The organism is Faecalibacter macacae, from assembly GCF_003687725.1.
GTDB lineage: Bacteria > Bacteroidota > Bacteroidia > Flavobacteriales > Weeksellaceae > Empedobacter > Empedobacter macacae.
Genome location: NZ_RDOJ01000002.1, coordinates 111858 through 126587, shown reverse-complemented (window position 1 = coordinate 126587; position 14730 = coordinate 111858). Strand labels below are relative to the sequence as shown.

At 30.3% G+C, this 14730-nt stretch carries 18 protein-coding genes; 7 read left to right on the top strand and 11 right to left on the bottom strand.

The genetic code is table 11. The features are described from left to right. Positions 1-5: 5 nt before the first annotated feature. From EAH69_RS01900 to rlmD, 3 genes are read right to left on the bottom strand one after another with little or no spacing between them, the layout of a single operon-like run. Positions 6-680 (bottom strand): DUF6048 family protein, encoded by a 675-nt coding sequence (locus tag EAH69_RS01900; protein ID WP_147439065.1) that lies wholly within the window; start codon positions 678-680, stop codon positions 6-8. Further along, a complete protein-coding gene (locus EAH69_RS01895) occupies positions 628-1179 on the bottom strand; it encodes a DUF6452 family protein (protein WP_121933502.1) in 552 nt (183 codons plus the stop codon). Before EAH69_RS01895 ends, EAH69_RS01900 begins: the two co-directional genes overlap by 53 nt. Before the next feature lie 17 nt (positions 1180-1196). Continuing rightward, positions 1197-2615, bottom strand: coding sequence for a 23S rRNA (uracil(1939)-C(5))-methyltransferase RlmD (gene rlmD, locus EAH69_RS01890; protein WP_121933501.1), 1419 nt, complete (start codon positions 2613-2615; stop codon positions 1197-1199). 154 nt (positions 2616-2769) lie between these two features. On the opposite strand from rlmD, the gene EAH69_RS01885 reads away from it, so the two are divergent. Beyond that, a complete protein-coding gene (locus tag EAH69_RS01885) occupies positions 2770-3420 on the top strand; it encodes a carboxypeptidase-like regulatory domain-containing protein (protein WP_121933500.1) in 651 nt (216 codons plus the stop codon). Between the two features lie 56 nt (positions 3421-3476). Here EAH69_RS01885 and EAH69_RS01880 read toward each other — a convergent pair whose 3' ends face one another. After that, positions 3477-4133, bottom strand: coding sequence for an SCO family protein (locus tag EAH69_RS01880; protein ID WP_121933499.1), 657 nt, complete (start codon positions 4131-4133; stop codon positions 3477-3479). After that, positions 4126-4425, bottom strand: a complete 300-nt coding sequence (locus tag EAH69_RS01875) for a YHS domain-containing protein (RefSeq protein ID WP_121933498.1) — start codon at positions 4423-4425, stop codon at positions 4126-4128. The genes EAH69_RS01880 and EAH69_RS01875 overlap by 8 nt, the downstream gene beginning before the upstream one ends. A gap of 171 nt (positions 4426-4596) precedes the next feature. Between EAH69_RS01875 and ppk2 the strand changes: the two genes are divergently transcribed. From ppk2 to rplS, 3 genes are all read left to right on the top strand, one after another. Continuing rightward, positions 4597-5415, top strand: coding sequence for a polyphosphate kinase 2 (gene ppk2, locus EAH69_RS01870; RefSeq protein ID WP_121933497.1), 819 nt, complete (start codon positions 4597-4599; stop codon positions 5413-5415). A gap of 2 nt (positions 5416-5417) precedes the next feature. After that, the gene (locus tag EAH69_RS01865) at positions 5418-5648 is read left to right on the top strand and encodes a putative signal transducing protein (RefSeq protein ID WP_121933496.1); all 231 of its coding nucleotides are present in this window, start codon (positions 5418-5420) and stop codon (positions 5646-5648) included. 87 nt (positions 5649-5735) lie between these two features. Further along, the gene (gene rplS, locus EAH69_RS01860) at positions 5736-6089 is read left to right on the top strand and encodes a 50S ribosomal protein L19 (protein ID WP_121933495.1); all 354 of its coding nucleotides are present in this window, start codon (positions 5736-5738) and stop codon (positions 6087-6089) included. A 195-nt stretch (positions 6090-6284) separates the two neighbouring features. On the opposite strand, the gene EAH69_RS01855 is transcribed toward rplS, so the two are convergent. The 4 genes from EAH69_RS01855 to rlmH are packed head-to-tail and all read right to left on the bottom strand — an operon-like array spanning position 6285 to position 9075. Beyond that, positions 6285-7205 (bottom strand): ribonuclease Z, encoded by a 921-nt coding sequence (locus EAH69_RS01855; protein WP_121933494.1) that lies wholly within the window; start codon positions 7203-7205, stop codon positions 6285-6287. A 2-nt stretch (positions 7206-7207) separates the two neighbouring features. Further along, positions 7208-7783 (bottom strand): RdgB/HAM1 family non-canonical purine NTP pyrophosphatase, encoded by a 576-nt coding sequence (rdgB, locus tag EAH69_RS01850; protein ID WP_121933493.1) that lies wholly within the window; start codon positions 7781-7783, stop codon positions 7208-7210. Further along, positions 7758-8609, bottom strand: a complete 852-nt coding sequence (locus EAH69_RS01845) for a CPBP family intramembrane glutamic endopeptidase (RefSeq protein WP_121933492.1) — start codon at positions 8607-8609, stop codon at positions 7758-7760. The genes rdgB and EAH69_RS01845 overlap by 26 nt, the downstream gene beginning before the upstream one ends. Then, positions 8602-9075: a 23S rRNA (pseudouridine(1915)-N(3))-methyltransferase RlmH gene (gene rlmH, locus EAH69_RS01840; protein WP_121933491.1), complete on the bottom strand. Its 474-nt coding sequence runs from the start codon at positions 9073-9075 to the stop codon at positions 8602-8604. The genes EAH69_RS01845 and rlmH overlap by 8 nt, the downstream gene beginning before the upstream one ends. A 27-nt stretch (positions 9076-9102) precedes the next feature. Between rlmH and EAH69_RS01835 the strand changes: the two genes are divergently transcribed. Next, positions 9103-10071: a YihY/virulence factor BrkB family protein gene (locus EAH69_RS01835; protein ID WP_121933490.1), complete on the top strand. Its 969-nt coding sequence runs from the start codon at positions 9103-9105 to the stop codon at positions 10069-10071. Positions 10072-10076: 5 nt separating this feature from the next. On the opposite strand, the gene EAH69_RS01830 is transcribed toward EAH69_RS01835, so the two are convergent. Continuing rightward, the gene (locus EAH69_RS01830) at positions 10077-10952 is read right to left on the bottom strand and encodes an ion transporter (RefSeq protein ID WP_121933489.1); all 876 of its coding nucleotides are present in this window, start codon (positions 10950-10952) and stop codon (positions 10077-10079) included. Positions 10953-11073: 121 nt separating this feature from the next. Between EAH69_RS01830 and EAH69_RS01825 the strand changes: the two genes are divergently transcribed. Next, entirely contained in the window at positions 11074-11958 is an 885-nt protein-coding gene (locus EAH69_RS01825; protein WP_121933488.1) for a TIGR01777 family oxidoreductase, read from the top strand. Between the two features lie 33 nt (positions 11959-11991). On the opposite strand, the gene aqpZ is transcribed toward EAH69_RS01825, so the two are convergent. Further along, positions 11992-12690: an aquaporin Z gene (gene aqpZ, locus EAH69_RS01820; RefSeq protein ID WP_121933487.1), complete on the bottom strand. Its 699-nt coding sequence runs from the start codon at positions 12688-12690 to the stop codon at positions 11992-11994. Positions 12691-12851: 161 nt separating this feature from the next. Here aqpZ and EAH69_RS01815 point away from each other — a divergent pair, with 161 nt between their 5' ends. Beyond that, a complete protein-coding gene (locus EAH69_RS01815; protein ID WP_121933486.1) occupies positions 12852-14723 on the top strand; it encodes a DUF3857 domain-containing protein in 1872 nt (623 codons plus the stop codon). Positions 14724-14730: the final 7 nt, after the last annotated feature.

Sequence of the window (14730 nt, the reverse complement as noted above, 5' to 3'; positions counted from 1 at the left end):
TTAGTTTAAAATAATTGGTAAGATAATCCCCAAAAGATTGGTAAATTAAATAAACCATTATTTCTACCATAGCTTGGTATGACTAAAGGATCTATATCTTCTTGTTTTTTACTTCCAATATATACCGCTGGGTGAATGGAGAAATCTGCGTATAATTTTTTGTGTAATTGTAAGCGACCTCCAATAACAACTTCAACCCAATATGAGCTTACAGAAGCTTTTTCTTTAGAACCTTCTCCAATCATTTGATTTGTATAAATGTCCTTGATAGGATATAAATCAATTTTTTGGTTATATGCTGAATAAGCTAATCGCCCACCAACATAAAATCCATTTTCAGGATTTTCAGACTCTTGAGTAAAAAAATAGTTAACACCAACTTTTCCGAAGAAACCATCAACGTTTACATCCCAATGATTTTCTTTAAAAGTATTCTTTTCAAAACCAAATTCAGCTATTGCATGTATTTTTGGTTTAATTTGATAACTAACAAAAGCTTGACCACCTTGTTTATCCGAGAAAATTGATTGTGCAGGAGTAGATAAATCGACTCCAATATATAGATGTCCTGGATTTTTTATTTTAACAATACTATCTTTTGCTATTGTATCTTGACCAAAAGCAAAATTAATAGCTACGAGGTTCAGCAAAAATGTTAAGATTAGTTGACGTTGCATCATCTATAGTTGTATTAACGATTTCTAAATTTTGTATCCAATTGTTTGATGTTGTAAATGTAGCATCTTTAAAAAATACTCCAAATCCACACGCTTTAGAATTGTATTTATTATCTATTTGATAATTTACATAAATTATATCTTGCGGTGCTTGATGTGTTGTAACAACAGTATCATTTCCGTTAATAAATTTAGTTTTGTAAGTAGATCCTTGTTCCAAGATATATTTTATAGTACGATTTTCTGTAGTTAAAATTGGTAAATTTAATACAGTTAAATCCTTTTCATTACTTCCTGATTCGATTAAAAGCGTATCATTTACATAAGCTTTATAGAAAATAGTATCTTCTAAATCTGTATCAGAATTTGGATAATACATCTTTAATGTTACAAACGGAGCTTCTTCCGCTAAACAGATATCATCAGGCTCGCAGCTTGTAAGTGTAAACACTCCAAGTGCAAGACCTAATGTAGTTATATTTTTAATGTAATTACAATTCATTTGGATAATGAGTGGTTTTAAATTCTCTCTAAAACTACGATATTTTCTACGTGATGTGTTTGTGGGAACATATCAACTGGCTGAACTTTAACAATTTTGTATTGATCTTTCATCAATTCTAAATCACGAGCCTGAGTTGCAGAATTACAAGAAACGTAAACAACACGCTTAGGATTCATGAATAAAATGTTTTCAACTACTTTTTTGTGCATACCATCACGAGGTGGATCAGTAATGATTACATCTGGAATACCGTGTTGTTCGATGAATTCTTGGTTTAATACATCTTTCATATCACCACAGTAAAAATCACAGTTTGTAATTCCGTTACGCTCTGCAGCAGCTTTAGCAGCTTCAATAGCTTCTGGAACGGATTCAATACCAACTACTTTTTTTACTTTTTTCGAAACGAATTGTGCAATTGTACCAGTACCAGTATATAAATCGTAAACTAATTCATTTCCTTCTAATCCTGCAAAGTCACGCGTAATTTTGTATAACTCATATGCTTGCGCTGGATTTGTTTGGTAGAATGATTTTGGACCAATTTTGAAGTTTAAATCCTCCATTTGTTCCATGATGTGATCTTCTCCAGCAAAAACTTGAATGTCTAAATCGTAAACAGAATCGTTTTGTTTTGGATTGATTGCATATAATAAAGAAGTAATTTCTGGGAACTTATCTTTTAAGTTCTGTAAAAATGCTTCTCTGTTTTCTTTTTCTTCACGGTAGAATTGAACTAATACCATTAATTCTCCGTTTTGAGAAGTACGAATCATTAAAGTACGTAATAAACCTTCTTGATTTTTTAAATCAAAGAAATCTAAATTATGTTCTAAAGCAAAACGTTTAGCTTCTACACGGATTGCATTAGATGGGTCACGTTGTAAGTGACATTTTGTTACATCTAAAACTTTTGACCATGCACCTGGTATATGGAATCCAACGACGTCGCGATCATCAAAATCTTTCCCAGATTGTATTTCTTCTAATGTTAACCAACGTGCATTAGAAAAAGTAAATTCTAATTTATTTCTGTAAAAATATTGTTCTTTAGAACCAACAATATAATCAGTTTCGTTTTCGATATCTTTAAATCCACCGATGCGAACTAAATTGTTTACAACTTCGTCGTGTTTAAATTTCAATTGAGCATCATAGCTCATATCTTGCCATTTACAACCACCACAAACTCCAAAATGCTCACATTGTGGTTCAACTCTATATTCAGATTTTTTATGGAAAGCTACCGCTTGTCCTTCTAAATAACTACTTTTTTTCTTTAAAACGTGTACATCTACAACATCCCCAGGAATAGCACCTTTAATTAAAACTGTTTTTCCTTCCTCTGTTTTTCCAACAGAAACACCTTTCGCACCTGCGCGTAAAACTTCGATGTTATTTAAGATGATTTTTTGTTTCACTTTTCTTCCCATGCTGCAAAGATAATGATGTAATTGAAATATTGAATCAATAAAAAAATAGAATCAATTTATATAATGTTTATGAAATAAAATAGTTAAAATATTGATATTCAATATTGGAATAAAATTAATATTGTATTTTAGATAAAATTAAATACTTAATATTATGAAATACACTTTATTACTTGGGATTTTTTTATGTTTTAATTCGTTGATAGAAGCACAATATGTAGAGCCAGAAAAAAAGGATAAAGAAGCTATGTTGAAAAAACAAAATGAAAAAATTATTTATCCTAAACAACAATTTGATTCAATAGCTGCAAAAAATATGTTAGCGATGGGTAAAGGTAAAATTAAAGGGGTCGCTTTTACTAGAGCAAGAGAAAATAAAAATTTTGGATTAAAAACGGGAGAGAAAATTTTCGCAAATAAAATAAAAGTTATTTTGTTCCCAGTAACGCCTTATTTTGAAGAGTATTATGCTTTATGGAAAGATAAATCAAAAAACAATCCAAAAAAGAATACGTATGTTTTAATGAGTAATGATGCGACTCGTTATCGTTTAGAATCGATCACAAATAGTAGTGGCGAATTTACTTTTCCTGATATGAAACCAGGGAAATATTATATTTATGGAACATTAGGTTATACGACAACTTATACAGGAAATCAATATACAGGAAGTGGTTATAATGGTTACGGAGGTCGTACAGATTATTACACGCCTTATGAATATTATAAAGATAGTAGTGAATTTCTTGAATTATTTGTTGAAGTAAAATCGGACGGAGAAGTTGTAAATGTAAAATTGAGATAATCAAATTATAAATAAAAAATCCACTTTACTCGTAAAGTGGATTTTTTATTTGAAATTTATTCTTCTAATAATTTCTTTATATCTTCAATAACCATTGTAACATCTGGATGATAAGTTCCGTTTAAGGAAGGGTTAACACCAGCTGCATCAGTATAATTTAAGCCAGAATAATATAATTTAGGAATTCCATGTCCATTAACTCGCGAACGTATTTTTCCTTGTTTATCAACCAATGCAAATTGACCACTGTGGTCTAAACTTTTAGCATCATCTTTTGCATCACCCAAATAAATATTAAACTTTTTGCTTACTTCTTGGATATAATCACGTTCAGCAGTTAACATATACCAATTCGGAGATTTAGCCTGAATTTGTTTATAATGTTGTAGTAAACGTTCAGGTGTATCACGTTTAGGGTCAATTGTTATCGAAACAATACCAAATTGTGGATCGTTGATTGAATCCTCGATAATCCTAAGGTTCTGTTTCATTACTGGGCAAATTGTAGGACAACTTGTAAAGAAAAATTCAACTAAGTAAACTTTTCCTAACATGTCTCGTTCCGTAAATTTTTCACCGTATTGATTGGTCATCTCAAAACTAGGAACATCCATTATTTTAACTAAATCACTTTCAGATTTGGACTTGTTCCAAAAAATAAAACCAATAACAAGAGCAATTATCGCAATTACTCCAATCAGTTGTTTATTCATTAATATATTGTTCTGGATTTTCTAAGAATTTTTCTTTACACATTGTGTTACAAAAACCATATGTTTTTCCTTTATAGTCTGCTGTGTCTTTTAAATGATCTGCAGTTGTCATTCCACAAATAGGATCTAATTCATTTACAACTTCTACATTTAAAGCATTACCAGCCGACATTTCATTATGTGTTTCTTCAACAACATGTACTTCAACTTCATTTTCAGTTTTAGCTTCTTTAGAGCAAGAGATTGCTACGATAGATAAAGTGATAACTGATAATATTTTAATTATTTTCATTTGTCAAATGTTTTAGAATTTGATGCAAATTTATGAGCTATTTATGGATAAAAAAATGATTTACTACATTCTGAATCAAAACATTTCTTAAATTCTTACAAATGATTATTCACTCTCAAAAAGTTTAAGTAAATTTAATTGAAGTAAAACCAATTTAAATGATAAAGAATAATGGCCGAATTTGATTTAAAGGATTTAGAAACAATTAGTAATAAACAACAAGTTATTGACTTTTTAGTTGAACATGATATAATTAAAGAAAAGAAATTTAGAAAACAATTAGAGTATGATAAATTGGTAGCCGAATTACAAGTAGAATTGGTTCGTTTACAATCATATGTTGTAGATAATATTAAGCGTGTACTTGTAATTTTAGAAGGTCGTGATGCGGCTGGGAAAGGAGGAACAATTTCTCGTGTTACGCAGAATATGAATCCAAAAAAGTATAGAGTAGAGGCTTTGCCTAAACCAACGGCAATAGAATCTGGGCAATGGTATTTTCAGCGATATTTTAAGAAATTACCTAATGAAGGTGAAATCGTTTTCTTTGATCGTTCTTGGTACAATCGCGCGGTAGTTGAACCAATTTTTGGTTTTTGTACTGATGAACAATATGACAAGTTTATGAAACAAGTTAATGAAGTTGAACATTTACTGATTGAAGATGGAATCGAAATCATCAAAATTTATTTATCTATATCAAAAGAAGAACAAGCTGCAAGATTAGAAGAACGCAGAACAGATCCTCTTAAACAATGGAAATTAGGAAGCTTAGACAAACAAGCACAAGAAAAATGGGACGATTACACGAAATATATTAGTTTACTATTTGAGAAAACAGGTACGAAAGAAAATCCTTGGATTGAAATTAAAACTGACAGTAAAAAAGAAGCTCGCTTAGCGATGATGAGGTATTTATTATGCAATATTAAAGGCTTTGATCCAAAAGGAACAACAGCAGATGATGAAGTAATTATAAAATACGAATAATTATGTTTAAGATTTTAGCACGATTTAACACAGTAATTGAAGCTGATATTATTAAATTATTATTAGAATCTGAAGGGATTGAAAGTACAGTTCTTGACGAGAATCTTTCTTATACCATAGGTTCCACCTTTTCGCAAGGTATTCGCTTGCAAGTGAAGGATGAAGATTACGAAAAGGCTTTAAAAATTTACAGAAAAAGTCAAGATTTTCACGACAATGATTTGGATTGTTAATAAAAATAATTAATTTTGCATTCGCATTGCTCAACCTCTGGCGAAAGACGTTTAAGTTGGTCAATCTAAATAAATTCGATTATTACAATGGAAAATTTAGTTAAATACGTACAAGAGAAATACGTAGCTAAAAAAGAGTTCCCAGCTTTCGCAGCAGGTGATACTATTACAGTTTATCAAGAAATTACAGAGGGTGGAAAAACTCGTGTTCAGTTCTTCAAAGGTGTTGTTATCCAAAGAAGAGGTCAAGGAACAACTGAGACTTTCACAATCCGTAAAATGTCTGGAGATGTTGGTGTAGAGCGTATCTTCCCAATCAACATGCCAGCTTTACAAAAAATTGAAGTTAACAAGAAAGGTAAAGTTCGTAGAGCTCGTATCTTCTACTTTAGAGCATTACGTGGTAAAAAAGCACGTATCAAAGACGCTTCTTACAAATAGTAGTTACTTTCTTGAAAAGTATAAAAGCCGTTCGATTAGTCGAGCGGTTTTTTTTATACAAAATATTTGGGCGTTCGGGCGGGCTTTTCGTTACAATCTTTGCTTTGTCAGCAAAGGATTTTCACTGCAATTCCTAACGCGTCAAACAAAAAAGAGCAAGTTGTAAAACTTGCTCTTTTTTGTTTAGCCTAATCACTATGGCTTAACTTTTATTGTTCCTAATAATTTAGGTAAAACTGTATTTTCAAACTCTAGTTTAGCTTCATCTAATAAAACACTATAATCGTGATATCTGTTAGAGAAATGACCTAAAACTAATTTACCAACTTCTGCATCTCTGGCAATAATACCAGCCTCTTTCGCAGTTGTATGACCTGTGTAATTTGCTAAATCTTTTGCTTCGTGTAAGAAAGTACTTTCATGATACAATAAATCAACACCTTTAATAATCGGAATAATGTTACGTTTATATTTCGTGTCCGAACAGTAAGCGTAGCTTAAAGCACGTGGACCATCAAAAGTTAAATCTTCATTGTCGATAATTGTACCATCTTCCATCACGTAATCACGTCCATTTTTTAGATTTTGATAATCGCAAATTTCAATTTCTTGATATTGTTCAATCGCATCCATGTTTAGTTTACGTTGTTTTGGTTTTTCTCTAAAAAGATAACCATTGGTGTAAATTCTGTGGTTTAATGGAATTGAAAATACTTCGACTTTATCATCTTCAAAAACTAATACAGATTCTTTTCCTGATAATTCGTTAAAAACAATATCGTAGCTACAATTAGATTCAGTTAATCGTAATTGTGTCATAATAAATTCCTCGATACCTTTTGGACCATGAATATTTAAAGGAGTATCGCGACCTAATAATTGTAAAGTAGAAATTAAACCAACTAAACCAAAAACGTGATCGCCGTGTAAGTGCGAAATGAAAATGTTATTAATTCGGTTAAATTTAGCTTTAGCTTTTCTTAATTGTACTTGTGTTCCTTCGCCACAATCAATTAAAAAGTACCGTTCAGCAATGTTTAATAATTGGGCAGTAGGATGTGAAAACGCTGTGGGGACAGCAGAATTAAATCCTAAAATTGTTACTTCTAAACTCAATTTTATGCTATTTTAGTTAAGAATTCGTTTAATTGTTCAACAGCACGACCACGGTGGCTCATGCTATTTTTTTCTTCGGCAGTCATTTGTGCAAAAGATTTAGTGTGTCCTTCTGGAATAAAAATTGGATCGTATCCAAAACCATCAGCTCCTAAAATTTCTTCAGAAATTGTTCCATTTACACGACCTTCGAAGAAATATTCTTTTCCATCTAAAATTAAACAGAAAACAGCAATAAAATACGCTTTTCTATTTTCGTTTCCTTTTAATTCTTCTAAAACTTTAGCAATATTGTCTTCAGATTTTCCGGTTCCAGCATAACGAGCTGAATAAACACCAGGCGCGCCGTTTAATCCTTCGATCACTAAACCAGAATCATCAGCAAAAACATTAACTCCTGTTTTTTGGAAAATTGTTTGCGATTTAATTGTCGCATTTTCTATAAATGTTGTTCCTGTTTCTTCAATTTCGTCGTGAAAATTAATTTCAGTTAAAGATTTAAATTGAAGGTTTTGAGGAAGCATTTGTTTTACTTCTTCTAATTTATGTTGATTATGTGTGGCGAAAATTAATTCCATTGTTGTTAAAGTTTTTTTGAGTGATACGATATAAGATAAAGCTTAGTACGATTGCGAAAGCTGTGAAAATACCTATTGATACAAAGTCTGTCGTATCAAAAATATTTTCGTTCATCGAGTTATCTTGCATCATGATAAAATAGGATAAACTATTGTTTAGCGCATGTAATATAATTGGCAATGCTAAAGATTTTGTACGGTAATAGACATAACCAAAAATGGCTCCTAATAAACCAGCACCTACAAATTGCCATGGATTTAGATGAGCTGAACCAAAGATAAGTCCACTAATCGCAATAGCTACAATTGGGGTAACTTTGGCATTTAGCATTCCACGAAGAATAATACCACGAAAGATAACTTCTTCGAAAATAGGAGCAAAAATACAAACCATTAAAAATCCTGCTAATTTATAGTTTAATAACATTTCGAAAGATGATTCGAATTGTTTATAAAGCTCTTCTAAAGGACCGTCAGTTGGTATTAGAGTTGTGAAGTATTCACAAAGTGGTAAAAATCCAATCCAGATAAAAACAGCTAAAACCATTTCAGTTATTGAAACTTTATGTTTTATTTCTGCAATAATTGGTTGTGCGTTTGTTTTTAAAATAGCTAACAAAGCTCCAATTGCAGTGCAAATACCAACTAAGAAACTAAGTGGTAGTAATACATGGTTAAGAATTGGATAAAAAAATGCTGGTAGCTGTATAATTCCACCAATTATTTGCATTGTAAAAACAGCTATTATACTATAAAAAACAGCTTTTACAATTCCGAATGAAAATGGATTAGAATCTGTTATTTTTAAATTATCTGTATTATTCATGGTGGTATGGTTTACCCTGCAATATACTAAATCCGCGGTAGATTTGTTCAGTTAAAAATAAACGAACCATTTGGTGAGTAAAGGTCATATTAGATAACGACATTTTCTTATTCCCTCGCTGATAAACAGGCTCGTCGAAACCATAAGGTCCCCCAATAACAAAAACCAAATTCTTAACAGATTGATTCATGTAATTCTGAATATCTTGTGCAAATTGCATAGAAGTTGGTTGTTTACCTTTCTCGTCCATAATGATTACAAAATCAGTATTTTGGATTTTTGATAAAATTTGCTCACCTTCTTTCTGTTTCTGTTGAATTTCAGAAAGATTCTTTCTATTTTTAAGATCAGGAATTTCAATTCGTTGATAATTGATATGAGAAGGTAAACGATTTTCATACTTTTGTAAAAGTAACTCGATTGCTTTTTCGTCTGTTTTACCAATGCAGATTGTTGTAATATTCATGGATGAAATAATTCTAAGTACAAAAATATGAGCATTATCCAAACTTTTAAAACTTATTCGGGATATAATTCAATTAAAAGTTGGACAGGTACAACAATGATTAATTCTGAAGCAGAGATTACGGTCTACGATTTCTTAAAGGTTTTTTGGATTCGTGTGATGAAAGGAAACTTTCCTTTACGTTCAGCAGCAGTGTCTTGGATTATTTTTTTTAGTTTATTTCCGTTCCTTTTATTCTTATTTAGTGTATTACCTCATATTCCATATTATATAGAAATCAAGAAATTATTATTTACGCAGTTTTTACCACAAATTTTACCACATCAGATATCAACAGAAGTGATTTCTTACATAGAAAAGACAACTGAAAGTCAAGGAAAGAAAAAAGTAGATTGGTATTTAATTTTGATAACAATTTTTATGTCGTCTAATGGAGTGCAGGGAATCATTAATTCGTTTAATGTTTCTTACCAAAATGTATATGTGAAAAGGAGAAATTCAAGATCGAGAATAATATCAATTGTCTTGACTTTATTTTTTACAGTTTTTATTGTGCTACAAGTAGCTTTGGCCTATTATACTTCTGTAATTTGGAAATTTATTACGAATGTAGAATTCTTATCAGTGTTAGGTAATTTTTCTTATCTGATAAATTATTTTTCGGTTTTCATGTTCTATTTTATATCCATGTGTATGTTATATACATTTGGACCAAATCATAAAAAAACGAAAAGTACTGTAATTCCAGGAGCAGTATTAACTTCAGTTTTATTCTTATTAACTGTAATTGGTTTTAATCTTTATTTACAAAAATTTACAAATATAGATTTGTTATACGGTTCGTTGGGATTAGTGATGATTATGATGATTTTTGTTTACATCAATGTTATATTGATGCTGATTGGATACGAATTAAATATGTCTATTACGTATGCAAAAAACTACAAAGAGGTTTATTCTTTGAGTAATTCTAATGTAATTGATTTAAAAAAATAAGAAGATTATTTTTTATCGTGAGGATTTAATTTATAACCGCAAGTTTTACAGTATTTAGAGCCATCTAAATGATAATCGTCTGCACAATGTGGACAAACTTCTGTATTTTTTGGGATATCATCTTTTGCTGCTTTATTCATTTCCATCGTTACAATTCCGGTCGGAACTGCGATAATTCCATAACCAATAATCATTACGACAGAAGCCAAAAATTGCCCTAAAGTGGTAACAGGAGCCACATCACCATAACCTACAGTTGTTAAAGTAACAATCGCCCAATAAATACTAATCGGTATACTTGTGAAACCAGATTCAGGATGATTTCTTTCTACCATGTACATGATAGATCCGATTACAACCACAATTAATAAAACGAATGAAAGGAAAGCGATAATTTTTTCGCGACTTTGTAATAATGCAATTACCAATACATTTCTTCCGCGTGTAAATTGTGTTAAACCAAAAATTCTGAAAACACGTAATAAACGTAAAATTCGGATACTTGATAAAAATTTACTACCTGGATAAATTAATCCAATAAAGAATGGTAAAATAGCTAACAAATCAATAATTCCGTAAAAGCTAAAAATATATTTCCAATGTTTTTTGGTACAGTAAATTCGGAGTAAATATTCAAGAGTAAAAATAGCAGTTAACATCCATTCTAAAGCCACTAAAGTTTTGTGGTAGCGTGCATTTATAGAAGGAATGGATTCTAACATAACCAATCCCACACTTGCTAAAATTAGAAAAAGTAAAATGATATTGAATAATTTTCCTATACGGGTATTCGTTTCGAAAATTATATCAAATATTTTATGTTTTAAACGATTCTCTTCGTCTTCTGAAAGGTTTAAAAAAGGAATACGTTTTTTTAGCATCGGTTAGGGATTTGTAAATTGCTAAAATAGAAAAAATATTGATTGTAAAGGTGGATTTTGTGATGGTTGACGTTATGCTATATACAATGAATTTCATTAGCTTTATAAAAAATAGATAAGTATGAACATTCTGTTGACAGGAGGAAGTGGATTAATTGGTGATGAATTGGCTAAAAAGTTAATTGATAGAGGACATAATGTTCGGATATTAACTAGAGATTCTGATTTGAATCATCCCTACTATCAATGGAGTAAAAATAAGATTAACGAAAAGGTTTTTGAAGATTTAGACGGAATTATTCATTTGGCTGGTGCACCATTAATGAAGAGTTGGAGTTCTAAATACAAGAAAGAAATCATAGATAGTCGTGTAGAAACAGCTAACTTATTGTTGAAATATATAAAAGATTTAAATGTGAATTTGAAATTCTTTATTTCAGCTTCAGGATCTAGTTATTATGGTCAGAAATATTCAGATCTTATTTTTGAAGAATCAGCCAAAGCAGGAAATGATTTTTTAGCTGAGGTTTGTGTTTTATGGGAAAAAGCTGCTGAAAAATTTACGGAAGTAAATGCAAGAGTTGTTTGTATTAGAACACCTTTAGTTTTAGCAAAAAATGCAGATTCATTTAAATTAATGAAAATGCCTACACAAATTGGTTTAGGAGCTTGTTTAGGAAAAGGAACGCAATGGTCGCCTTGGATTCATATTGATGATTTATGTGAAATATACATTAAAGCAGTTGAAGATGAGATAATGCAAGGGAGTTATAATGCTACAGTTTCAGAGCATATCAATCATCAAGAATTTATGGAGAAATTAGCTTTTCATTTAGGTCATAAAATTCATTTACCCAATATTCCGGAAACTTTAGTTAAAATTGGAATGGGAGAGAAGGCTTGTTTAATTTTAGAGGGTGCAAGATTAAATAACAAAAAGATTATAGCTGCTGGCTTCAAGTTTAGATTTGAAACGTTAGATCAAGCATTAAAAAATATAGTATAAAAAAGCGTCAACCTTTTGGTTGACGCTTTTTAGTTATTTCTTTTCTAACAAAGATTTATAAATTAAACCTCCAACAATTGCACCGGCAATTGGAGCAGCCCAAAATAGCCAAAGCTGTGGAATATAATCTCCACCAACAAAAATAGCTTGAGAGGTAGATCGAGCAGGATTTACAGAAGTATTTGTTATTGGAATAGAAATTAGGTGAATTAAAGTTAGCGCTAATCCAATAGCAACACCAGCAAATTTTCCGTTTGCGTATTTATCTGTTGCTCCTAAAATAATGATTAAGAAAAATGCTGTTAATACAAACTCTGCTAAGAAAGCAGCAGTCGCATTATAACCATCTGGAGATAAAGTTCCATAACCATTTGCTGCGAAACTTCCAGCAGTATTTGGGTCGATAACAAAACCTGCTTTTCCTGTACAAATTACATATAAAACAGCTGCAGCAGCAATTGCTCCAACACATTGAGAAGCAATGTAAGGCACAAGTTCTTTTGCTTCAAATCTTCCACTAGCAAATAATCCAATAGAAACGGCAGGATTAAAATGTCCACCAGAAATATGACCAACAGCATAAGCCATTGTTAATACAGTAAGACCAAAAGCTAATGAAACACCTACGAATCCGATTCCTAAATCGGGAATTCCAGCAGCAAATAAGGCACTTCCACATCCTCCAAACACTAACCAAAATGTTCCAAAGAATTCAGCTAAATAATTTCTCATAATTAGATTGATTTTTATAGTCTATTAAATGTAATTTTTTATTATTAATTATTCAATTATAAATAGTTATATTTTTTTGTAAAATTTTAGAAAGCTGATATTTATTTGATTATAAGATTATATCGGTTTATTGTATTAAATTTGATTCATACAAAAAAGACATGAAATTTAATTACTACTTACTACTATCACTAACTTTTTTAACGACTCCTACTTTTGCACAAAAATCACTTTCAGGATTTGAAAAATTAACTTCAACACAATTAGATCTAACTTCTGTATCATTCGATAAGGATGCTACCGCAGTTATTTTAGACGAAAATGGATATTTAGATGTTAACGGAGGCGGACATCAATTGGTAACGAAAAGAAGAATTAAAATCTTAGATGAAAAAGCCATAGATGAAGGAAATATTGATTTGATGTATTATGCAAAAAATAATATAGAGAATATTAAAAATGTAAAAGCACAATCAATTAATCTTGTTAATGGAGAATATGTAAGTACGCCTATTTCGGATAAAGATATTTTTGAGGTTGATGTTAATCAATATTATAAAGCTGTTCGTTTTGCTGTTCCAAATGTACGTGTAGGTACAATTATAGAATATCAATATACTTTAAATAGTCAACAATTATATAACATTGATGCATGGCAATTTCAGCATGAATTTCCTACTTTACAAAGTAATTTTAAGTTGAAAATTAATACCAATGCAGATTTTACAAATTTATCCGTAGGGCAACAATTAACGGATAAATATAAAGGTCGTAAAAATGTTGACACTTGGGTTTTGCATAATATTCCAAGTTATAATGGTTTTCAATATGTTTACAACCGTAAAAATGTTTTAGAAAGTATTCGTTTACAATTGTCAGGTTATCTTTCAGACACAGGTTTTAAAAGTACAATTGGTAAGTGGAATGATTTAAAAAAGGAAGTAAAAGAAAGTTACTCTCGTTTACTGAATAATGTTGCAGTAAAAAATTATGCTGAAACAATTCCAAATGGTCAAACAGAAAAAGAAACGTTAGATAATGTTATTACTAAGTTTAAGAATGATTTTAAATGGAATGGATTCAAAGGAATTTATCCAAGTAAAACTCAGAAAGAAATTTTAGATTCTCGTTCATCAAATCTTGCGGATATGAATATTTTATTGAATAGTATTCTTAATGCAAAAGGAATAAAGTCTGAATTAGTGTTATTGTCTTCTCGTAGTAATGGTAAGTTAATTACATCGTTTCCGTATTTAGATCAATTTGATTATGTAGTTAATTCAGTTCAGTTAAATCAAGGATCTTTATATGTTATCAATGCTGTAGAAATTCCTAAAAATACATACAAGTTTACTCCTTTAAATTTATTTAACGATTATGGTTTTATGTTAGATAAAGGAACAGATGAAAACTTTGTAGCATTTAATCAATTTGTTTCAGAAAACGAAGTTGAGTTTAAATACACTTTTAAAGAAGGTAACATTCAAGAGCAACGAAGAGATAGATTTTCTGGATATTTTTATGATGAAGACGAAAAAGATTCTAAAGATTTAGTAAATCGTTATGTAAAATCTCCGATTCATATCCCAAGTGATGAGGAAGGTAAAGAGATAAAGTTTTTAGAAGATAAATATTTTGTAAATAATGTTTCTAAAATGCCTATAAATGGAGGAGGTTTTATTCCATTAGAAAATCCATTAGCACCGTTTATCAATTCATATACTTTCACAGAAACAAACCGAAAAAATAAAATAGAATTCAATTTCCCTTATTATTTTAAAGTTTTGATTACTGTTGATCTTCCAGAAGATTACGAAGTGATTAAATCTGAAGATTTTAAAAAAGTTATAAAAACAAATGACAATTTAATTTATTCACAAACGTATGCAACAGCCGGTAATAAATTACAGATTTTATATGAATTCTATTTAGGTCAAGCTGTTTATCCGGCTGAAGATTATAAAATATTAAAAAAGCATTTTGAATCAGTTCAACAAGAAGCAGCGAAGCAAATTTCATTAAAGAAGAAATAATATTGAA